The organism is Bacteroidota bacterium, from assembly GCA_040388375.1.
GTDB lineage: Bacteria > Bacteroidota > Bacteroidia > UKL13-3 > UKL13-3 > JAAFJM01.
Window position 1 is genome coordinate 1 of record JAZKBU010000016.1, and the last position, 22,654, is coordinate 22,654.

18 protein-coding genes are annotated in these 22,654 nt (G+C 34.5%); 12 read left to right on the forward strand and 6 right to left on the reverse strand.

Features of this window, described 5'->3' with window-relative positions; translation table 11 throughout:
• Positions 1-221: 221 nt before the first annotated feature.
• Positions 222-854 carry a hypothetical protein gene (locus V4538_15945; protein ID MES2382540.1) on the forward strand — a complete coding sequence of 211 codons (633 nt, stop codon included), beginning with the start codon at positions 222-224 and terminating at the stop codon, positions 852-854.
• A gap of 17 nt (positions 855-871) precedes the next feature.
• Here the strand turns inward: V4538_15945 and V4538_15950 are convergent, their stop codons facing one another.
• Positions 872-2,818, reverse strand: a complete 1,947-nt coding sequence (locus V4538_15950) for a hypothetical protein (protein MES2382541.1) — start codon at positions 2,816-2,818, stop codon at positions 872-874.
• Between the two features lie 170 nt (positions 2,819-2,988).
• Between V4538_15950 and V4538_15955 the strand changes: the two genes are divergently transcribed.
• Entirely contained in the window at positions 2,989-3,180 is a 192-nt protein-coding gene (locus V4538_15955) for a cold shock domain-containing protein (protein MES2382542.1), read from the forward strand.
• 68 nt (positions 3,181-3,248) lie between these two features.
• On the opposite strand, the gene V4538_15960 is transcribed toward V4538_15955, so the two are convergent.
• Positions 3,249-3,878: a hypothetical protein gene (locus tag V4538_15960; GenBank protein ID MES2382543.1), complete on the reverse strand. Its 630-nt coding sequence runs from the start codon at positions 3,876-3,878 to the stop codon at positions 3,249-3,251.
• 5 nt (positions 3,879-3,883) lie between these two features.
• Positions 3,884-4,390: a hypothetical protein gene (locus tag V4538_15965; GenBank protein ID MES2382544.1), complete on the reverse strand. Its 507-nt coding sequence runs from the start codon at positions 4,388-4,390 to the stop codon at positions 3,884-3,886.
• Positions 4,391-4,519: 129 nt separating this feature from the next.
• Here V4538_15965 and V4538_15970 point away from each other — a divergent pair, with 129 nt between their 5' ends.
• The 3 genes from V4538_15970 (at position 4,520) to V4538_15980 (ending at position 7,633) form a co-directional block, all read left to right on the forward strand.
• Complete coding sequence (locus V4538_15970; protein ID MES2382545.1) at positions 4,520-5,590, forward strand: MBL fold metallo-hydrolase; 1,071 nt, start codon at positions 4,520-4,522, stop codon at positions 5,588-5,590.
• A 209-nt stretch (positions 5,591-5,799) separates the two neighbouring features.
• Positions 5,800-7,107, forward strand: coding sequence for a UDP-N-acetylglucosamine 1-carboxyvinyltransferase (gene murA, locus V4538_15975; protein ID MES2382546.1), 1,308 nt, complete (start codon positions 5,800-5,802; stop codon positions 7,105-7,107).
• Positions 7,100-7,633, forward strand: coding sequence for a thioredoxin-like domain-containing protein (locus tag V4538_15980; protein MES2382547.1), 534 nt, complete (start codon positions 7,100-7,102; stop codon positions 7,631-7,633). The genes murA and V4538_15980 overlap by 8 nt, the downstream gene beginning before the upstream one ends.
• On the opposite strand, the gene V4538_15985 is transcribed toward V4538_15980, so the two are convergent.
• From V4538_15985 to V4538_15995, 3 genes are all read right to left on the reverse strand, one after another.
• Positions 7,623-8,672 carry an FAD-dependent oxidoreductase gene (locus V4538_15985; protein ID MES2382548.1) on the reverse strand — a complete coding sequence of 350 codons (1,050 nt, stop codon included), beginning with the start codon at positions 8,670-8,672 and terminating at the stop codon, positions 7,623-7,625. The two genes, V4538_15980 and V4538_15985, sit on opposite strands and share 11 nt — an antisense overlap.
• 78 nt (positions 8,673-8,750) lie before the next feature.
• On the reverse strand, positions 8,751-9,464 hold the full coding sequence (gene mnmD / locus V4538_15990) for a tRNA (5-methylaminomethyl-2-thiouridine)(34)-methyltransferase MnmD (GenBank protein MES2382549.1): 714 nt from the start codon (positions 9,462-9,464) through the stop codon (positions 8,751-8,753).
• A 104-nt stretch (positions 9,465-9,568) separates the two neighbouring features.
• Positions 9,569-10,585: an endonuclease/exonuclease/phosphatase family protein gene (locus V4538_15995; GenBank protein ID MES2382550.1), complete on the reverse strand. Its 1,017-nt coding sequence runs from the start codon at positions 10,583-10,585 to the stop codon at positions 9,569-9,571.
• A gap of 118 nt (positions 10,586-10,703) precedes the next feature.
• Between V4538_15995 and V4538_16000 the strand changes: the two genes are divergently transcribed.
• From V4538_16000 to V4538_16030, 7 genes are all read left to right on the forward strand, one after another.
• Positions 10,704-11,801, forward strand: coding sequence for a VWA domain-containing protein (locus V4538_16000; GenBank protein MES2382551.1), 1,098 nt, complete (start codon positions 10,704-10,706; stop codon positions 11,799-11,801).
• A 113-nt stretch (positions 11,802-11,914) separates the two neighbouring features.
• Positions 11,915-13,390 (forward strand): magnesium chelatase, encoded by a 1,476-nt coding sequence (locus V4538_16005; GenBank protein ID MES2382552.1) that lies wholly within the window; start codon positions 11,915-11,917, stop codon positions 13,388-13,390.
• Between the two features lie 90 nt (positions 13,391-13,480).
• Positions 13,481-13,942 (forward strand): IS200/IS605 family transposase, encoded by a 462-nt coding sequence (gene tnpA, locus V4538_16010; GenBank protein MES2382553.1) that lies wholly within the window; start codon positions 13,481-13,483, stop codon positions 13,940-13,942.
• 570 nt (positions 13,943-14,512) lie between these two features.
• Positions 14,513-15,565 carry a histidine kinase gene (locus V4538_16015; GenBank protein ID MES2382554.1) on the forward strand — a complete coding sequence of 351 codons (1,053 nt, stop codon included), beginning with the start codon at positions 14,513-14,515 and terminating at the stop codon, positions 15,563-15,565.
• Positions 15,558-16,259: a response regulator transcription factor gene (locus V4538_16020; GenBank protein MES2382555.1), complete on the forward strand. Its 702-nt coding sequence runs from the start codon at positions 15,558-15,560 to the stop codon at positions 16,257-16,259. Before V4538_16015 ends, V4538_16020 begins: the two co-directional genes overlap by 8 nt.
• A 140-nt stretch (positions 16,260-16,399) precedes the next feature.
• A complete protein-coding gene (locus tag V4538_16025) occupies positions 16,400-18,835 on the forward strand; it encodes a TonB-dependent receptor (protein MES2382556.1) in 2,436 nt (811 codons plus the stop codon).
• Between the two features lie 132 nt (positions 18,836-18,967).
• Positions 18,968-22,522, forward strand: a complete 3,555-nt coding sequence (locus V4538_16030; protein MES2382557.1) for a WG repeat-containing protein — start codon at positions 18,968-18,970, stop codon at positions 22,520-22,522.
• Positions 22,523-22,654 lie beyond the last annotated feature (132 nt).

Sequence of the window (22,654 nt, forward strand, 5' to 3'; positions counted from 1 at the left end):
AGTTTTAAAGTGTACGAATTTAACTTTAATTATTGTTTATGCAAAAATGCCCGGATTAAATAACGATTTGATGTTTTACCGTTGGTATTAAAAAGCAATGATTAGTAATTACTTAACAAAAAGTATACGAAATTGTTTCATTTAAATTTACTCCACCTACAAACGAAAACCATTTAATAATATATTGCAAACCAAGTACATAATCGTTAAAACAAATAACTATGGGAGACTCTATTTCATTTACTATCAAAATAAACGGTCAGGTCATGCCTCATGACTTCATGGTATATTCAATTGAGTGTGCTTCTCAGTTCCATCATACTTCAACTGCTCAAATTACTTTTTTGTGTGTAATAAGCCCGGAAGATAATATGAGTACGGCTATTACTGACGTATTTAAATTTAGTAATGAAGTAATTATTGAGGCAGGTTATGATGGACATAACCAAACAATATTTAAAGGTGTGGTTTCTGCGCAAAGAATTATTACCAATGAGTCAAATAATTTGTTTCTTATTATTACCTGTAAGGGCAAAGAGCCCGTTATTGTTACAGATACTGTATCTCAAAATGCAGCATTGACATTAGCCTATGGTGATAATATACTGAGCATAGATTTATCTGCAGGCAAAAACTCTACTTCAATATTACCGGCCGATAGTTTATACGAAACAACAGGAGCAGTAAAATTCCAAGGCACATCGGTGGTTGAGGCCGGTAGCGAAATATCTGTAAGCAATATTGGTGCTCCTTTTAATAAAACCTATCTGGCAACCGGCATTACCCATTATATAGCAGATGGAAACTGGATTACTGAGGCTCATTTAACTTTTAAAGAATCTATATTACCCTAAACAGTATTTCGCTGATGCTAAATTTGCTTTATTGCAAGTTGAGCTAATTCATTGGATTGATACTTTGCCCGTGCTTTACTTAACTCCTCATTCGTTTTTTCTATTTGTATTTGCAACAGATTTAAATCCTTTATTAACTGTTGTTCTTGTTGCTGAGTTTCGTTTTGTTCACGGTTAATCAAATAACTTAAACTCATTTGTTTTTTCTTCTCATCGGTTAATAATTGATAATAAACTTGTAACTGTAATTGCGTTAGCTTACTGATACTTGTTAATTCATTACTGCTTGATAAGGTACTGACAGTATGTTGCAACACCAACATGCTAACATCAATAACCAAACTGCTATTTTCTGCAATAATTGACATACTTCTAACCAAGTCATCAGAAATTAAGGGATTAACTGCTTTTTTCCTCATAATTGTATTGCTCAATTTATTAATTACATCAATAGCAAATAGTAGCTTTTTAAGCAGCAAATCGACTATTTTAGTTAATTCTTTAATCTGTGCATTTGCCCCACTCACTTCTACCCGAATAATTTGTTCATTATTATTTAAATCGTTCACTGCTTCGATTATTTTCAATAAATTATTCCTATAATCTAAAATGCTGCTACCATAAGTTCTTGTTCTTAGTTGTGTATTCTGCTTCCAAACCAGTTTATTGTTTAAATCATTTAAAGTTGTTTCTAATAAATCGATGTCGATTTTATTTTCCTGAATGACCGAATTCAATTGCTTACTCAAAGCTTTACTTTTTTTATTGTCAATTGATTTTTTTATTACGGAAAAGGGTAATGAAGGTGCTGACAAATAACCGCTAAATTGACCAAGGTATCGTTGGTATTTTTCTTCATATTCTGCCATTAAAAATATTACATAATTTGTATTGGTTTCAATGGCATGGCCTTCACTATCTTTATATTTTAAGTTACCTGAATTTATGGTACAGGTAATTGATTTCTTATCTATTTTAATTGTTTTACCTGCCAGCTTTTGATTAATTTGAATATATTGATCAGCCTTCTCGTTTGCTACAATACTCTCTGCATAGCGTAAATCAAACATGGCTTTTTTATCATGCTTAACAAAAAATAAAAAATATTCCTTTACAGGATAAATAACATTCGTACTAACCTGTTCTGTTTTTTCTTCTTTAAATGGTGCTTGGATAGTATTAAAACTAATTACCAAATCCGTTTCCCCTACCTTTACTTGTAATTGCTGATTTAATGTTCCATTGGTTAATGCATACGTGCCATCAAATGAAATTTTTAATGCATTTAAGTTTTCAAAATTCCCTTCCGCCAAAGCTTCGTTGTTTTTTGTTTCAGCCAGTATACGCTCTTTATTAGCCCTTTCTTCTTTGGCACTTTGTTGACTATCCGTTAATTTTTTAAGTAAACTATTTAATAAAGAATCGTTGTACGCTATTTTATCCAGTAATGTAGGTGCAGCTACTTCAGCCGTATGCGCAGCTATTTCCATGGATAATTGCGATGCCTCTTCTGACAGTATAGCTACTTCTTCTATTTTTTTGAATACCTGTTGTGCTAAAAATGCTAAATCAGATTCTATATCGCTGGCTTGTAATATGCTATTGATACTTCCCATATCGGATGTTACCAGTAAAATACCATGGCTTGCTCTTTGAATATGACTGGCATTAGTAGCTGCTTGTGTGACTGTTTCACTACAACATGCTTTTAATTGAGTAATAGTAGTGAGCACATTTTTACTTGCCTGACTACATTCAATTGCTTTTTTTATGATTGTTTCTTTTGTTGAAATATTTTTTTCTATTTCACTGTATTCCTGTTCCGCAAAATGGGTAGCTAATTGTGCATTGTGGAATACTTGAGCTGCCACTTTATACTTTACATTAATGGTATTAATTCTATTTTCAAAATTTCTCAATAAATCTACTAAAGTAGTATATAGTTTTTCGTTATTCGTACTCATTTGGTTTTCTATTTTATAGTAAGATTATTTTATAATTATTTAAAGTAACAATAAATTTATGCGTAGATATAAATAAATTACCTAATAAAATATGCTCTCGTTATAATATTTTGTTTTTTCTTTAAGAGAAAATATTATTTTTGGTTCATTACAATTAACAAAAAATAATAATGGAAAAAGGAACAGTAAAATTTTTTAACGAAGCTAAAGGCTTTGGGTTTATTAAAGTAGAAGGTAGTGGAAAAGAAATATTTGTACACGTATCAGGTATACTAGATGAAATAAGAGAAAACGACACCGTAGTTTTTGAGATACAAGAAGGTAAAAAAGGACTGAATGCGGTTAACGTTAAATTAGCTTAACTAATATATGATTCAAACAAAAAAGGCTACTTATAGAGTAGCCTTTTTTGTTTTATATCAATCAATACCTATTGTTCAATTTTTGTATTTAATTCTTCAAACATTTGTTCCATTTTATCATCCATATTTAAATTATTCCCCGTAAAAGCGGTAATCCTTTTTATAATTTCTTCAGCATCCCATGAGGGAAGATTCTTCCCAAATCGTCTGCCGGCACCATTGTAAAAAATCTCTATTGTACCATCTTTAATCAGGTATTGCATTTCTTTTTCCATGGTAGCAAATCCGTTAAAATCAATTGAATTGCCATCCAAAGGATGTGACGTATATTTTCTTTGCCCCACAAAACCAATATGCGAAATTTCAGCTATTGGAAAAGTTTTTATCTTTTTTGAAAAAGGGTATTGGTCAATTACCAATATATCATCTTTTGTTATTTCAATTATTTCTTTATAAAACGTATTGTTAAAATAGGTTCGCCCAATTAAAATATAAATAGCAAGTATGGCAAAGAATCCTACCAATATTAAGCCTAAATCGCTCATTTGAAATATAAGCACAGCCATTAAACCAATGCCAATTCCTACATAAAATAAACTCTTAACTATAAAAACTACCTTTTCAATTGGCTTTATAACGGGTATAATTTCTATCGTTAACCGGGAATCAGTTTCGGTAAATTTTAAATTCTCTTCCATAGCTTTCATTTACTATCTAATAATTCCTGATAAGCTTTCCATTCAGTATCCTTTTCATAAATAAATGTACATGGTATTTTATCGTAATGGAGCAAACTCATACCATCTTCCGAATAAAAAATCAAAGTCAATTTATTTTTATCCTTGGTATGACCCGCATAGTGTGTAATAGAAGCCTTTCTGCTTTCGCTCAAAAAAGTGGATGGAATTGTTTTATAATTATATGTTACAAACTCATTCATTTCTTTATTGGATAAATCTATTTCAACGGTTATCCTATTTTCGCAATACTTCTTGTATGGATAATCTTTTAAAGAAAGATTTCGCTCTACAATTTTTTTTTCTCCCCAAAAACCTGTTAGTTCAATTCGTTCCATCGAATCCTGTTTAGGGTAAACATTATTGATAGATTTAATAGTTTCCCATTGGTTATTCTGACATGAGCAAAAAAATATAAAACAACAAATCACTATTTGTTTTACTGTATGATTATTGATAAATCTTGTAGCCATTTTTATCTTCCTTTATGTAAAAAAAGGAATTTAAAACTATAAATAAAAATACCGGTTAAAACTATTATTTAAACAGCAATTGCTTTTTTGCTTTCAATACTGATATTCGTCCACCATAAAATTCATCCATTGAAAAAAATACTATTGCTAATAATGGGTCAATTAGCACTCATAGCCCAAGCACAACACATGAAAGTAAGCAACTATACGCACAATCCGAATTTAAAAACCATTATTGATACCAATACTTGGAAAGGCAATCCGCTTGATGAAAAAGGTTTGTTTATGAACCATGAATTTCCGTTTTGGCCTTATTTTGGCGATGTATGGAAATGGCAACGAGAGAAAAATAAACAAAAACCTGAAAAGAAAAAAGATACTTTTCAATTGGCTTTGGTAAAAAACGATACTTCATTTTTGAATAGTAAAAACGATGTGATTGTGTGGTTAGGTCATGCTACTTTTTTTATCCGTATCAATGGTATTAGTATGATAACCGATCCGGTATTTGGTAGCCCGGGTACTTTTTTAAAACGTAAAATTGATATGCCTTTTGATCCTGCACTGATTAAAAACTTAAACTATATTTTATTAAGCCACGACCACCGCGACCATTTGGATGAAAAAAGTATGAACCTAGTTTATAAAAACAATCCGCAGGCTGAAATATTAACCGGACTAAAAATGGAGGAATGGCTTAATAAAATGCTAAGCAAACCCAAATTACAAACGGCCGGCTGGTACCAACAATATAAAACAGACAATACAGCTGTTAATATTTATTTTATGCCGGCCAGACATTGGAGCAGACGTGGTTTAACGGATACCAATAAACATTTATGGGGTTCTTTTGTAATTGAAGCCAATGGTAAAAAAATATTTTTTAGTGGCGATACAGGTTACGGAAGCCATCTAAAACAAACGGGCGATTTATTCAATGGCATAGATGTATGCATTATTGGTGTGGGGGCATATAAGCCTGAGTGGTTTATGGGAGCCAATCATATATCGCCATCAAATGCCATTAAAGCAGTAAATGAAATGGGTGCAAAAACCATGATACCGATGCATTTTGGTACTTTCGACTTAAGTGATGAACCTGTTGGCGAACCACAAAAAGTATTACAGGAACCTACAAACAAAGCTTTATTGAAAGCCGACCTGCAAGTGCTTACTGTGGGAAAAGCATTTACTTTTTAATTAATAGTTGTCTGTTACTAGTTGGTTGATTATATAATTCAAACATTTTAACAATTCAACAATATAACCATCCAACAATTTAATCTCTCCATACTGTCCAATCATGTAATATTTTTCATCTTTTCAACCTTTTAATCTTTACATCTTTCCATTTGTTAATCTTGTATTAAAATCATAAACCTATACTTTCGTATCATAAATTAATACAAATGGCATCATTCAAAGTTAAAGGAGGCAATCCGTTAAAAGGCGAGATAATTCCGCAAGGAGCAAAAAACGAAGCATTACAAATTATCAGTGCTGTTTTACTTTCGCCCGAAAAAATTATTATTGAAAATATACCTGCTATTCACGATGTACTTAAACTGATTGAACTACTTTCAGAAATGGGTGTAGCAGTAGAAAAAATAAATACCGATACTTATTCGTTTACTGCCAATAATGTAAACTTGGAGTATTTGTTAAGTGCCGATTTTAAAAAGAAAGGTGCGAGCTTACGCGGTTCGGTCATGATTATAGGACCTTTGTTGGCACGTTTTGGTAAAGCTTATATTCCGGAACCGGGAGGCGATAAAATTGGCAGACGCCACTTAGATACGCACTTTAGAGGTTTTGAAGCTTTAGGCGCTAAGTTTGATTATAACCACGAAGAAAAATTTTATAGTGTAGATGCTAAAAATTTAACGGGTACTTATATGGTACTTGATGAAGCCTCGGTAACGGGAACTGCCAATATATTAATGGCGGCTTCTTTGGCTAAAGGTAAAACCACTATTTACAATGCTGCTTGCGAACCTTACTTACAACAACTATGCAAAATGTTAAACAGCATGGGTGCAAAAATTACAGGTATAGGTTCTAATTTATTAAATATTGAAGGGGTGGATAGTTTGGGTGGATGCACTCACCGCATGTTACCCGACATGATTGAAATAGGTAGTTTTATTGGCTTAGCCGCTACTACCAATTCAGAAATTACCATTAAAAACTGTTCTATTCCTAACTTAGGTGTTATACCCAAAATGTTTAAACGTATGGGTATTGAAATGGAATTCAGAGGCGATGATATTTATATACCTCAACAAAATTCATATAAAATAGAAAGCTTAATCAATGGCTCTATGTTAACCATCAGAGATGGTATATGGCCTGCTTTTACACCAGATTTAATTTCTATAGCATTGGTTACTGCTACGCAGGCAAAAGGCTCGGTATTAATTCACCAGTGGATGTTTGAAAGCCGTTTGTTCTTTGTAGATAATTTGATAGACATGGGGGCTAAAATTATTTTATGCGACCCGCATAGAGCAGTAGTAATTGGTAGTAACCGCGAACAAAAACTAAGAGGCATTACCATGAGCAGTCCAGATATCAGAGCGGGGGTTGCTATGCTAATAGCCGCATTAGCTGCCGAAGGAACTTCCACTATTAACAATATTGTACAAATAGACAGAGGTTACCAGTTTATTGATGAACGTTTGAGAAAAATTGGAGCTGATATAACCCGTGTTGATTAGAAACTGGTTTATATATGGTTTAATTGGTTGCTTTTGTTTTATCAATTGCAGTTTTCAGGTAGCGCCTACTCCCAGCTTAGCTGTTGGCAGCGCTGCTCCTGATTTTACTACCAAGCTTGATAACAATAAATCATTTACTTTAAGTTCGCTCAAAGGCTCTATTACTTTATTGGAGTTTTGGGCCAGTTGGGATATTCCTTCCCGTAAAAATCATTTAGAGTTAATTAGCATATACAACAAGTACAAGGATAAAAAATTTGCTGCCGCTAAAAAGTTTCATGTGGTTAGTATAAGCATTGACCAAAAGTCTGAAGTATATAAAGTAGCTATAGTCAGGGAAGCTTTGCCTTGGTCTTACCATGCATGCGATTTTAATGGTTGGTACGGTACAGTAGTAAACTTATATAAGGTAGAACATATACCCAATAACTTTTTACTGGACGCACAAGGAAATATTATTGCCAAAAATATATTTTATGGCGATGTAGAGGTGCAATTGCAAAAACTATTGGCTGTTAAACCATAACTTTATCAAACCTACGAATACTTATTTCTTTGTCTATTGCTGTGCCTTGTTCAATAAAAGCCAATAACTGCTTGGCTAAATAAGGTGCATGCATAACTCCTTTTGTACCCAACCCGTTTAAAACAAACATGTTTTTATGGTTTAAGTGTTCACCCACAATGGCTTTTCTATCTTTAGTAGTAGGGCGTATATTGGCTTCGTGTTTTACTATTTCGTAAGGGCAATTCAATAACTCATCCAACTTCTCCGTTAAAAAAGTTTTGCCTGCTTCAGTGGTGTTTTCGGTTAAATCATTCCACTCGTAAGTGGCTCCTACTTTATAAAAATCATCGTGTAAGTTTACTAAATAAATGCCTTTTTTTATAATTTTATCATGCGTTAAACCTACGCACTTTATGGTAAAAACTTCTCCCTTGCACAATACAAAAGGTAAATAACTAAAATAAGGATTGTGCTTGTTTTGATAACCTTCACAAAATACAATATGCTTTGCCTGTATGTTTTTATAATACCATAAGCCATCCGTATAAGTCAATTGTCCGTAGTCAAATTGTTCATCAATCAGTGCATTTTTATCCAACAACAATTGCCTCATTTTCTCCACCAAAGCTCTTGTATAAACCCAGCCTGTTTCCTTAATCTCAAAAGCACCAAAGCCGTCATTCAAATGCGGTTCTTTTGCAGGGAATAGGTTTACATGTTTGGCAAAATCGTCATTATCCATGCGGGTTGATAAATCGTTTTGCTCCTTTACCGAACCAAATAATTGATAGATGTTTTGCTGAAATAACAATTGACAATTCAATAATGTTTCTAATTCCTTATAAGCACTAAAAGTATCCTGTAACAGTTCATCAGCATTCCAGCTTTTAACCATGCGTTTACCACTAATAGGATTATACATGCCCGCAGCTACCTTGCTCGATGTGCTTTCTTTAAATGCATCAATCACTATAAAACTTTCATTGGCTTTCATTAATTCATGTGCCAGTAAAGTTCCCGCTAATCCTTGTCCTATAATGAGGTAATTGGTTTCCACTTTTATTTTTGATTGAATGATTTTTGATTCGTGATTTGAAATTCTAAAATTTATTAGCTATGGTCTATCGTTCATCAACTATTCACTTTTTGTTCCCCGCAACATATGCCTTTTCTTTGGTGGACCGTCTAGTTTTTCAATGGTTAATCCTACTTGCTGCATAGCTCTTTTTACATCGCCTTTAGAAGTATAAGTTACCAATATACCCTGCACAGCCAAAGCCTTATACAATTGTTCAAAAATAGCTATATCCCATAACTCGGCTTGTTTGTTAGGTGCAAATGCATCCATGTATATTACATCAAAATAATTTTGTAAGGCTGCAAATGAAAAGTCTTCCAGCTTAGCATGGTGTTTTACCAAAGTAAATTGCTCCTCAATAACTACAGGTATATTCCAATCGGCTACATGCATTTGGTTAAATACAGCTTGTTCATGCGTATTTAAACCATCGGTATAATTCAATTGCTTAATTAAATCTATAGCCAATGGAAACGCTTCTATACTATGGTAAACAATATGAATGTTTAGCTTTTTGGCTTCCATAAAAGTAAGGATGGCATTTAAACCCGTACCAAAACCCACTTCAAATAGGTGTACTGTTTTTTTCTCTGGGTTTGCAGCTACAAAAGCCTGCAATCCTTTGCCTATAAATACGTATAAACTTTCTTCTACAGCCCCGTTGCGCGAGTGGTAAGTTTCATCCATCTCAGGCACATATAAAGTGTGTGAACCGTCATTGGTGGTATATAACTCTATCTGATTGCTTGTTGAAATTGAATCGTTATCCATGATTTTTAGTTGCTATACTTTCTTGTAGGCGAGGACGCCAGCAAGGGCATGAGAACGGCTATAGAGCCGTTGTAGGCGTCCTCGCCTACAACATATGCATATACTTACTTACCCACCTGCAAATAAATCATAACTGGTAAATGATCACTGTAACCATTCAGGTATTTCATGCCTGCAAAAGTTCTTAAAGGATTCCCTTTGTATTTCTCTTCTGTTTCCAGCATAAAGTTCTGCTTATACACTTGTGCTGAACCTGCTACAAAGCTCACTTTTGATTTTTCGTTTAATAAATTAGCACTGATAATAATCTGATCCAACATGCTCCATTCGTTTTTAAACTTATGAGAGCCTTGTCCGTCCATGGCTAATTCTTTTACTGTATTGTATAACATTTTATCCTTTGTTTTGGCTACAGCACCCGTAGCGCCCAAAGTACCCACCACTGACATATTGGTCGGTTCATCGTTTAAATCGCCCATGACTATAATATTGGCTTTGGCATCTTTGGCATAAATAGCATCGCAGGCTTTGCGTACTTCTCCGGCCACATATATACGTTTAAACTCACTCTCCTTCTCCCCTTCTCTTCTGCTTGGCCAATGGTTCACCACAAAAAATATTTTCTCGTTATTTTTCAAAGTAATCTCAGCAATTAAAATATTGCGGGTATGGTCTCCATCTATGCCTTCACTGTTTATTTTAATGGTTTGTCCTTTGGCTTCTTTTACCAAACTGCTTTTGTATATAAAAGCATTGTCAATACCACGTTCATCTTCACCTTCAAAAAAAACTGTTTTGTAAGCCATTTTTTCTAATTGCTTATTTTTAGTTAAATCGGTTAATGCTTCAATGCTTTCTACCTCACACATGCCCAAAAAGTCAGCACCCATGCCATTGTTCATGCTGGCTATTACTTTAGCCATGTGGTCCAATTTATTTAAATAGCGCTCGGTATTCCATTTGTATTTTCCTTCCGGCAAAAACTCTTCATCGTTTTTATTCGGGTTGTTAATGGTATCAAATAAATTTTCCTGATTATAAAACGCCACACAAACTTTTTGTTGTGCTGTTACATTGCCCAATAGTAACAATGTGCCTATAAAAACTGCCATTTTTTTCATGGCACAATTTTAGTCGATTGTTGCCTGCTAAGCAATTTAAATATTGCTGCTTTTTATTACGTTAGCATTTTATTCGTAAGTTTATACAACAAAATTTAATTACATTGTTATTCATTATATGAAAGGTCATTTATTTTCAAAATACATCCCCAATCAAAACCAAGGTTCCTTATTTGACCAATTGCTCAATTTGTTTTTACAAATGATGCAATATACCAATGGCGATGTGGCAGAAACCCTGGAGTGGATGAACGAAGTGGACAGGGAACACCATTTTACCAATAACGAATACGGAATGGGTAACTTTATACAGGACCTGAAAGACAAAGGTTATGTAAAAGAAAATCCGGCAGAGGGAACACTTGACCCCACCAGTAAAACCAACCAAACCATCAGGAAAAAAAGTTTGGAAGAAGTTTTTGGCAAGTTGAAAAAAGGAGGACGTGGTAACCACAAAACCAAATTTACAGGCCAGGGTGATGAAACCAATAGCGATACCCGCAAGTTTAACTTTGGCGATTCTATTGACCAGATTGACATAACGGCCAGTTTACACAATGCACAGGTTAATCATGGCATAGATACTTTTAGTTTAACGGAAGATGATTTAGAAATCCGTGAGCGCGATTTTAAAACGCAAACTTCTACTGTGTTAATGATTGACATTAGCCATAGTATGATATTATATGGCGAAGATCGCATAACACCTGCTAAAAAAGTAGCCATGGCTCTGGCAGAATTAATTAAAACCAAATACCCGAAAGATACTTTGGATATTATTGTTTTCGGCAATGATGCATGGCCTATAGAAGTAAAGGATTTGCCTTATTTACAGGTAGGGCCTTTTCATACCAATACGTATGCAGGTTTGGAGCTAGCCGTGGATATTTTACGCAAACGTAAAAATGCCAACAAGCAAATATTTATGATTACCGATGGCAAACCTACCTGTTTAAAGGAAGGCAACGGCTATTACCAAAACAGCTTTGGTTTAGACAGAAAAGTAATCAATAAAACCCTGACCATGGCCGCACAAGCCCGCAGGGTTAATATACCCATTACTACTTTTATGATTGCCAGCGACCCTTACTTACAACAGTTTGTGCGTGAGTTTACACAAGTTAACAATGGCAAAGCCTACTACAGTGGACTCAACGGCTTAGGCGATTTTGTGTTTGAAGACTTTGAACGCGGAAAACGGAAAGTTGTTAAATAGCTGCTGGCTACTGGCCTCTAGCTACTAGCCAAATATAAAATATAAACTTAAGTATAACAATTAAACAACATAAAGCCAGAGGCTAGCTGCCAGCAGCCAAAGGCAAAACATATATGAACATAAAAACCATAGCTCAATTAAAAGCAAGCGGATACAAACCAAAAAGTGTAAAGCAAGAAATGCGTGATAACTTAATAGCCTTTTTAAAAGGAGGAAAAAATCCTTTTGAAGGCATACAAGGTTATGACGAAACCGTATTACCTCAATTACAAACTGCTATTTTATCTCAACACAATATTATTCTGTTAGGTTTACGCGGACAGGCAAAAACACGTATTGCCCGTTTAATGTTAAACTTGTTAGATGAATATATTCCGGTAGTAGAAGGCTCAGAAATAAACGATGACCCATTGGAACCTTTAAGCCGTTATGCTATTGATTTAATAGCCGAAAAAGGCGATGATACACCCATTACCTGGATGCACCGCAACGACAGATATACGGAGAAGTTAGCCACGCCCGATGTAAGCGTAGCCGATTTAATTGGCGATGTGGACCCGATTAAAGCAGCTACTTTAAAGTTACATTATAACGATGAACGCGTAATCCATTTTGGATTGATACCACGCAGTCACCGTTGTATTTTTGTGATTAATGAATTGCCCGATTTACAAGCCCGCATACAGGTTTCTTTGTTCAATATTTTACAGGAAGGCGATATGCAGATACGCGGTTTTAAATTACGCTTACCATTGGATGTACAATTTGTATTTACAGCCAATCCTGAAGATTATACCAACCGTGGCAGTATAGTTACGCCTTTAAAAGACAGGATTGACAGCCAGATATTAACCCACTATCCAAAAACTTTAGACATTTCTAAAACCATTACGCAACAGGAAGCAGCCATTAAGCCTGAGCAAAGAGCAGCTATTACTTCAAATGAGTTATTGAATAACCTCATTGAACAAATTGCCATGGAAGCACGCCAAAGCGAATTGGTTGACCAAAAAAGTGGTGTATCAGCCAGGTTAACCATTAGCGCCATGGAAAACTTATACAGTGCAGCCGAACGCAGAATGTTATTGAATGGCGAGAAGAATACCCATTTGCGTATAGCCGATTTATTTGCCGTATTGCCAAGTATTACCGGTAAAGTAGAGTTGGTTTACGAAGGTGAATTGGAAGGAGCCAACAATGTAGCCCAAAACCTGATTGGTAAAGCCATTCGTACCTTATTCAGCGAGCAATTTGCTAATCCTGAAAAAGTAAAAAAATCAAAGAAACCAAACCCGTATGCCGAAATTATTAATTGGTTTAACGATGGTGATATGATCAGTATTTTATCAACTGCTTCCAACCAACAATACGAAAGTGAACTGTTGAAAGTAAAAGGCTTAAAAGACATTGTGAAAACAACCTTGGGCAAAAGCAGCAAAGCCGATGAACTATTGATGATGGAATTTGTATTACATGGACTTTCAGAATTTAGCCAGTTAAGCAAACACCAGTTAAACAGCGGCTTTGAGTTTAAAGATTTAATGAGCAGCATGTTTAATATGGGTGCAGGAAGAGCGGAAGAAGAATAGATAATATCCAATATTTGCTACCAGTTGTACTGTAAGAAGTCTATAATTGGTAGCAAACAATATAGTCAAGCTAGTAGCATAATACCTCATATGCCAAACACCTATACCCAAATTCATATACATTTTATATTTGTTGTAAAATACCGTTCAGGGCTTATCCATGCAACATGGAAAAACGATTTGTATAAATACATTACAGGCATTGTACAAAACAACCAACATAAAATGATTGCCATTAATGGAATGCCTGACCATGTACATCTATTAATTGGCATGCGACCAACACAATCCTTATCAGATTTAATGCAGGATGTAAAAGCCAATTCATCAAAATGGATTAATGAACAAAAATTAACGCCCGGTAGATTTGAATGGCAAGCTGGCTTTGGTGCATTTTCCTATAGTAAATCTCAATTAAAAAATGTGATTGCTTATATAGAAAACCAAGAGCAGCACCACGCTAATAAAACTTTCAGAGAGGAGTATATAGCCTTGTTAGAAGCATTTGAAGTGGAGTATAACGAACAATATATTTTTAAAGATTTGATTTAGTGGGTTTCGCCCCGATGTGGACGAAACATGTATACTACAGATGAACAAGAAGTATCGCCCCTATGGGGCTTATTTATTAGTTTTAGTCCTTGTCAGCTTACCGATGTTTCGTCCCTAAAGGGACTTTGTTTAGTTGCTATACTTGTTACTGACTTACCGATATGTTGTCCCGATGGGACTTTATTTGGCTGGTATACTTGCTACCAACTTACCGATATGTTGTCCCTACGGGACTGGCTTTTGCTGATATTTCGTTGTTACTAGCCTCACATTAAACTATTCGAATTTGCCTTAATCCCTTTAGGGATTACATATCGGTATAAAAAATTTACCGAAAACACCAAGCCCGCATCGGTAACATCGGTAGTCCCTTTAGGGACGAAACATCGGTAAACTCCAGTAAGGACAGTACATCAGTAAGCCCCATCGGGGCGTCATATCCGTAACCACCCAACTACAATAAACAGCCCACACAATTTTGCAGACGAATATGCCTTCTTTGCATAACAGATTTGTTTTGTTATATTTAAGTAATGACATTTGGCACTGTTAAATTGTTAAATTCGTATCATGAAAAAGTCCATTGTAGTACTCTTGCATATCGGTTTCTGGTTATGCTATTTAGTACTCATTATGGTCATATTAGGCGTATTGTTTGGCGACAACGAAACAACATCGCAAGCACGAGTAGCCAATGCTTTTAATATCCTTATTTACTTTGCACTGGTTCCCTCGGCCATTTCATTTTACCTGTTTTATTTTTTCTTATTTACCCGGTACATTCAACAAAAAAAATTCTTACTGGCCGTTTTGTATGGCATAGCCATCGCTTTTGTTGCCGCTTTTATTGGCTATATTTTATTGCAATGGATTGTTATTAGCGATGACGACAATTGTATAGAAAACGAAAGTAATATGACCATTACTGCCATGGTTCTTTTTATGACCTTTATTACTTTGGTGTGTGGCATTATAGCCTTGGTTATAAAGGGTTTTATTACCTGGTTTGAAGAGGTAAAGCTAAAAGATGAATTAGCCATTAAAAACCGTGAAATTGAATTGGCTTTGGTTAAATCACAATTAGATCCTCATTTTTTATTCAATACCATTAACAATATTGATGTATTAATTTTAAAAAATGCAGAACAGGCATCTGATTATTTAAACAAGCTATCGGACATTATGCGCTTTATGCTTTTTGAAACCAAAACAGAGCAGGTATTATTAAGCAAAGAAATTGAATACATTGAAAAGTATATTGAACTACAAAAAATAAGAACAGCCAATTTGAGCTATGTTCACTTTACAGTTACTGGCAACCCAAATGGTAAAAGCATTGCCCCTATGGTGTTTATTCCTTTTATTGAAAATGCATTTAAACATACCCATAATAAAAAACTGGTTGATGCTATCAATATTCAAATCATCATAAACCCAAATAGCATTGAACTGATTTGTGAAAACAAATACGACCCACATAGACAAACGCCATCGGCTAATAATGGTTTAGGCAATATACTTATCAAAAAAAGACTGGCATTATTATATCCTCACCAACATACTTTAACCATAAGCAATCAAAACGAATTGTATAGCATACATTTAACAATTACACATGGATAGGTACAACTGTATAATTATAGAAGACGAACCGTTGGCTTTGGAAAGAACCAAAGACTTTGTAAACAAAATACCTTTTTTACAGCTTTGTGCCACATTTGACAATGCTTTAACCGGGTTAATGTACCTGCAAAATAATCAGGTTGATTTGCTTTTTTTAGACATCAATATGGATGAGCTATCAGGCATTGAATTGCTGGAAAGTTCAAACATTACTTGTCAGGTAATTATTACCACTGCTTACCAGGAATATGCTTTAAAAGGATATGAACTGAACGTAACTGATTATTTATTAAAACCTTTTACTTTCAATCGGTTTTTACAGGCTGTCAACAAAGCGCAAAAAAATATATTAGTTCCAACTATTGACGCAGCTCCCAATGATTTCATTTTTATAAAAACAGAAAACCGCTTAGAGAAAGTGGCCTTTAACGATATTATATTTATTGAAGGCATGCGCGATTATAGAAGAATACATACGCTCCATAAACGTATTATGACTTTACAAAACTTTAAGGAGCTGGAGCAAATAATCCCCCCACATATTATTTGCAGGGTTCATAAATCGTATATGGTGGCCTTAAATAAAATTGACTCTATTGAACGCAGTCGGATTAAAATAGCCAATCAAAGTATTCCTATTTCTGATACTTATAAGGAGCAGTTTTTCCAAATCATCAACAATAAAACTTCTTAAAAATAATTTTCACAAACCATTTGGCAGACATAAAAAGCCAGTTTGCAGATACCTTTATTGGGCTGGCATAGTATAATAGCTGCGCCCCTTTCATTCATTCACTTTTGCATCAAAATAAGTATTCAAACAAAAGTTTATTCATGAAAAAAGTAATTGCATTCTTTACATTATGGCTATTGGCCAGCTATGTATTTAGTCAAAATTTAAACCAAACAGTTAGAGGAACGGTAATAGATGCCGACAGTAAATTACCCATTGTTGGTGTAGTTGTTAAAATAGCAGGAAGCAATCCGGCTGTAGGAACTTTTACCAATGCCAATGGCGAGTTTATATTAGAAAAAGTACCCGTAGGCAGCATAGCCCTACAATTAACTTACATAGGTTACGAACCCAAAACCATTCCCGATATTGAAGTAAACTCAGGCAAAGAAAAAATACTTAACCTGAGTATGCAAGAGGCTCTCAAACAATTAAAAGAGGTAGTAGTAACTAACAATAAGTTAGAAAAAGGAGCAGCCATTAATGAAATGTCGTTAATCAGTACCCGCTCCATTTCATTAGAAGAAAGCAAACGTTATGCAGGTAGCTTTAACGACCCTGCTCGCATACTAACCAACTTTGCAGGTGTTACCAACTCGCAAAATGGCGAAAACGATATTATAGTTAGAGGTAATTCACCTAAATATATTCAATGGCGATTAGAAGGTGTTGAAATAAGCAACCCTACCCATTTTGCTGACCAGAACTCAGTTAAAGGAGGCATTAGTGCTTTAAACAATAGTTTATTGGCTACCTCCGATTTTTCAACGGGTGCTTTTTCACCCGAGTATGGTGATGTGCTTTCAGGTGTGTACGATGTAAAACTAAGAGCAGGCAATAACAAAAAAAGGGAATGCACTTTGGGCCTTGGTATTATTGGTACCGAGATTACTTTAGAAGGGCCATTTAAAAAAGGATACGGTGGTTCGTTTCTATTCAATTACCGTTACTCCACCGTTAGCTTAATTAGTAAACTAGGCGCTGTTGATTTACCGGGTACACTTAACTTTCAGGATGCTGCCTTTAAAATAGTATTGCCTACTAAAAAATTGGGTGTGTTTTCATTATTTGGCTTAGGAGGTTTAAGTGGTTTTGAGTTAAAAGATGTAAAAGCCGATTTGTTTCCAACGCCTACCAACAAAACCAATATTGGCAATGTGCGCGAAGATTATGATAAAGATGCTTTTTTATCAAATTATGGACTTGGCCATACCTTCACCCTTAACAAAAAAAGCTTTGTTCAAACCGCCTTATCCTATTCGGACAATGGCATTATGGAAGATATTTTCAGAACCAAAACCATTAAAATATACGATGGCAATGGGGTGTTTGTACGCGACTCCGTAGGCAATAAATTATTAGATTACAAAACCCGTTTAACCAAATCAGCTTACCGTGCTGCTGTAACTTATAATTACAAAGCCAATGCAAAAAACACTTTTCAAATAGGCAGCAAATATGCACTTATGGGTTACGATTATAACTTAAGCCATTTGCCTGATAGCACCAATGTACGTTTTACCTTGGTAAACATGAACGAATACATAGGTACCGTACGCAACTTTATAAGCTGGAAACACCGCTTTAACCAAAACATTACTATGGTAGCTGGTTTTCATAACATGAATGTATTGTACAACCACAAAAGCACCCTGGAACCTCGTATAGCTTTTAACTGGAAAATAAACCCTTCCAATGCCATCAATATAGGTTATGGAAAACACAGCACCATGGAAAGCGTACACAACTATTTTGCTAAAGTAAAACAAGCCGATGGCAGTATAACGGAGCCCAATAAAAACCTTGATTTACTCAAAGCCGACCATTATGTATTAGGCTACGAAAAACGCTTTGGTAAAAACATACGTTTTAAAACCGAAGTATATTACCAATACCTGTACAACTTACCTGTTGAAAACAATGATACCAGCTATTATGCCACCATTAACGAAGGTACCGATTTTAATTACGTTAATTTAGTAAACAAAGGTACAGGCCAAAACTATGGGTTGGAAATAACCTTAGAGCGCTTTTTCGATAAAAACTATTACTTCTTAATCAATGCTTCCTTGTACGAATCAAAATATAAATCGTTAGAAGGTATAGAGCGCAATACCCTTTACAATGGGCAATACCTAATCAATGCATTAGCAGGTAAAGACTTTACCAACCTAGGTAAAAACAAAAACCAAACTTTAAGTCTTAATGTGAAAATGTTTTTTGCAGGTGGGCAAAAGTATATTCCTTTACTGCGCGATGCCAATGGTAAACTAGCCGTTGACCCTGCCAATAATCGTTTTTGGAACTACAAAAAAGCCTATAACCAATCGTTGGACAATGTGTATGAAATAACGTTATCCGTTAACTACAAATGGAACAAACCCACCAAAACACATGAGTTATATGTAAACCTACAAAACTTAACCAGCACCCAAGCCCGCATTACCGAGTATTACGACACCAGTAAAAGCAACTCTGTTGGCTACTTAACCCAGTTTGGCTTTTTTCCTAACGTAATGTATCGTTTGTATTTTTAGTTACTATGCATTACCATAATAAAAGTTGTTTATTGCAACTTTAAAAAACGCAAGACACTATTTTACTGCAACTTACATTCTACCAAGCAAAACTGGTGTAATATTTGTTTTGCCTGTTCGTTCGTATAACTTATGAAATCATTTATTACTTTTTTAGCATTGAGTATAAGCTTTGTTGTGGGTGGTTTTGCCTCCACCAATAAAATAAAATCAACAAACATATGTGTGCTGGTAACAAAACAATATATCAATGAGGCTTATTCTCGGGAAGAGGGCGACACCACATCTCGCAAATTCTTTTGTTCTATATATTATGAATCCGACAATGTAATACACAGAGATACTATCCGTTTTAGCAACAGCGATTCCCTTTGCTTTACACTTCCTATCTCCTACGCCACATGCATTACTTTATCTATTAATGAAAGAGACGAACGCTATGTAATACAGCCCGGAAAAAACGTAAAAATTAATTTGTTAAATTTATGGGACAGAGATGGCGAAAACTTAGAGCTAAGCACTACCTACTTTCATTGTATTGATACCTTAATGGATATTTGGCGTCCTATTGACAGGTTAACAGTAGCAGATAATGATAGTGTTACTTACAATTTACTTATCAATAAACTTTTAAAGCAAGGATATGCTGCTTTAAACCACAATCTTAAAAATGTTCCCAAAGAAATAGAACAAAAGCTAAGTCTTTTAAACCAATTTAAATGGGCAGAAGCTTATGCTTATTTTGCCGAAATTAAGCGGAAAACACAAGTCAATAAAAGGTTTAACAAAGTAGCTTCACACTACTTAAAACCATTACTACCCTTAATTAATGAACAACAAAATTTAGATGAATGTAAAGAGCTGAAAAAAGATTTATTGGCTTTTTATAACAAGCTGACAGCCTATAATTTTGAAACCCGTTTATTCTCAGACTTTGAAAAAAATTGCATGGAGAACAAAGGGCGCTCGCTTCATCCTGATAACGATATTTTTTCATGCGGATGGGGTTATAAGGAAAACGACAACTGGATAAACGACATTCGTTACCAGGAAGCTGAGGATTTTAATAAAAATGGCATTGCCATCATAACTGTAAACGGGCGTAAAGGTGCCATTAATGGATGCTTTCAATTAGTAGTTCAACCTGTTTATGATGACCTTAAATGGTTTACCAATCGGCTGTTAATTTGTAAGCAAGACGCGAAATACGGACTTATCAATATAGAAGGCCAGGAATTAATAAAACCTCAATATGAAGAGTTATCAGAACCACATGGTTATGCAACGCTCCTGATAAAAAAAAGATTCTATTTATCCTATAAAGATTCTAATGGTAGTTACCTCTTAATAGACACAACGGGCAAGGTTGTTTCCAAACGTTATCTTCAGGAAATTTCATACACTTACTCAGATAGAGATGAACCCATTTACATAAGACTATTTAAACAGGGTAATGATAAAAATGGTATTACATACCAAATATGTGACAGTAATGGCACTCCAATAGTTAAAGATTCTTTTATAAATGTACACCCGTTAAAAGGATATTTAATGTTAGAAAAAAGTGCTCATCAATTTTATCTTATAAAAGATACCACACCCCCTTTGATTGTTGACACTTTTGATATGTTCCGGTCAATACCCAAATTAAACGACATACGGGATATTTTAGATACCCGATATGATGTAGAAGAAAGCAACTACTACCTGTTAAGTAAAGGAGGTAAAACAAGTGTAGTAAACCATGCACTTAAACATCTTTCAGACTGTAAATACAAAAATGTTTTAGGCTGGGGATTAGGCGCCATTTACATACGCAAAAACAACAAAACTTACCTGTTAAATTTACAGGGCGAAATTAAATATCCCGTAGGTTTTGACACCATTATTCAACTGACAAAGCGCACCTACCAGGCAACAGCAGGTGATACCCTGTATATTTTTGATAAAGACTATAATTTCCTGTTTAAGCTGAAAGCAAAAGTGCTGTATTTATCGGGTAACATAAATAAGCAGAAAGAAACCGGGCATACATTAATAGCTAAAGGAATGTTTACGCGGATAGATGACTACCTCTATCAATTGATATCTGCCGGCAATAATATAGTGCTGCAAAAATTAATACCCGGCACCTATTCATTATTAAGTTTTCCAAGCATTTTTGGTGATCATCCGAGTGCTATTTTTTTTATGAATCCTGAAGGTTTAATCATGGAACAAACTTATTCTGAAGGTGATGATACTAGGAATTTTAAAGAACTTTTATATGAATATATAATATCGGACCGGTACAAAAAAGATAACCATCAATTATTACAACAAAATGCTATCTCAAAAGTTACTTTAAAAGATAGGTCAGGTGAGTATTACTTATACGGGATTCAATCAGGAAAGTATAGTAAACTAATGGCCGTTTTGGATAAAAATACCGTTCCTAAACAAATAACTATTAATTATTGGGGAACTACAGATACAGTAGACGATTACCCTGTTGTATTTTACCTGTTTCGTACCGGTACAAATAAATATGGCATTATAACTCCCGAAAAAAACTTAGCATTAGATACCATATATGACGAAATAGTTATACTAGATAATTATATAGCAGCTTACAACAATAAAAACCAAATACTATCCTTTTTCAATAAGCAGTTTAAATTAATTGATAAAATAAATAACCCACCATTTCAGGATATTCGGATAAATGAAAAGCTTATGTTAATTTATAACAAAAAAGGTGGCCAGGACTCTTATTTTATTACCGATAATTCATTAAAAAAAATACCCTTTAATCAGCTTAGGATTGACGAACAAGAACCCATTTTGTGGGGGTATCAAAGAAAAGGTTACGATTTGTATGATTCAAATCTTAACTTAATTACCACCCTGCAAACAGAACACACCAATTCTTTTAGCTTAGGTTATACCCAGGTAAATGGTATACTAATATCAAAAAAAGGAGCAATTGTACAAAGAGGAAATGATTATAATGCCATGTCTTTAAACTTCGATATAAGAAAACAATTATCAAAGGTAAAGGACATGAATTCGGTACCCGAAAATGCAAAAAATGTTTACACGTTAACAAACTTATCCGATATGCATTTTTCTACTTACAGCTATCAGCCAGGTAAACAAAAAAACAGAACATATATTGCTCAATTGGCCGATGATAAAAGATTCCCGTCTTCATTTATCAATGCCATAAACACAGCCTTACATTATACCGCCATTACAGAACAAAATTCTGATGAGGAATACTCCTTTAATTACCATAGTCCTTACTTATTCAATATACAATATGAGTATAACAGGAGAAGCGAAATATCAATAACCAATTATTTTATTTTAAATGATACACTTTATCGATTGTCGCCATACCCGGAATATGAATTAATTGAAACTTCTCTATTAAGTACCATGCTTTTTAATAAACTGAAAAACGTAGCAGGATTTGACGATAATGACTTTTGGCGCAACAAGAGATGTATTATACCCGAGCAAGCTTTTAGGCACTATAGCCCAGAAATAGAATTGCGTGCAGATGGTGTTTATTTTATAATTAAAAATACCGAAAGTCAAAACAAAAAAACACCTGTAGCAGTAAAATTTAGTTATGATGAAATGAAACCATTTGCCAATAAGGAAAGTTTACTCTACAAATGGATTTCATCTTTAAAGAAATAAGGCATCTTCAGTCATTCACTAAACAACCAGTTTTACTGCTATTCATATAAATTATGTAAGTAAATTCTAGTAACATTAACTTAACAACAGGCGAAAAATGCAAATACAAAAACCTGTTTTACAAATCATTAA

Coding starts and splice junctions, on each gene's coding strand:
- V4538_15945 (MES2382540.1), top strand. CDS start 222: ATGGGAGACTCTATTTCATTTACTATCAAAATAAACGGTCAGGTCATG.
- V4538_15950 (MES2382541.1), bottom strand. CDS start 2,818: ATGAGTACGAATAACGAAAAACTATATACTACTTTAGTAGATTTATTG.
- V4538_15955 (MES2382542.1), top strand. CDS start 2,989: ATGGAAAAAGGAACAGTAAAATTTTTTAACGAAGCTAAAGGCTTTGGG.
- V4538_15960 (MES2382543.1), bottom strand. CDS start 3,878: ATGGAAGAGAATTTAAAATTTACCGAAACTGATTCCCGGTTAACGATA.
- V4538_15965 (MES2382544.1), bottom strand. CDS start 4,390: ATGGCTACAAGATTTATCAATAATCATACAGTAAAACAAATAGTGATT.
- murA (MES2382546.1), top strand. CDS start 5,800: ATGGCATCATTCAAAGTTAAAGGAGGCAATCCGTTAAAAGGCGAGATA.
- mnmD (MES2382549.1), bottom strand. CDS start 9,464: ATGGATAACGATTCAATTTCAACAAGCAATCAGATAGAGTTATATACC.
- V4538_15995 (MES2382550.1), bottom strand. CDS start 10,585: ATGAAAAAAATGGCAGTTTTTATAGGCACATTGTTACTATTGGGCAAT.
- V4538_16000 (MES2382551.1), top strand. CDS start 10,704: ATGAAAGGTCATTTATTTTCAAAATACATCCCCAATCAAAACCAAGGT.
- V4538_16005 (MES2382552.1), top strand. CDS start 11,915: ATGAACATAAAAACCATAGCTCAATTAAAAGCAAGCGGATACAAACCA.
- tnpA (MES2382553.1), top strand. CDS start 13,481: ATGCCAAACACCTATACCCAAATTCATATACATTTTATATTTGTTGTA.
- V4538_16015 (MES2382554.1), top strand. CDS start 14,513: ATGAAAAAGTCCATTGTAGTACTCTTGCATATCGGTTTCTGGTTATGC.
- V4538_16020 (MES2382555.1), top strand. CDS start 15,558: ATGGATAGGTACAACTGTATAATTATAGAAGACGAACCGTTGGCTTTG.
- V4538_16025 (MES2382556.1), top strand. CDS start 16,400: ATGAAAAAAGTAATTGCATTCTTTACATTATGGCTATTGGCCAGCTAT.
- V4538_16030 (MES2382557.1), top strand. CDS start 18,968: ATGAAATCATTTATTACTTTTTTAGCATTGAGTATAAGCTTTGTTGTG.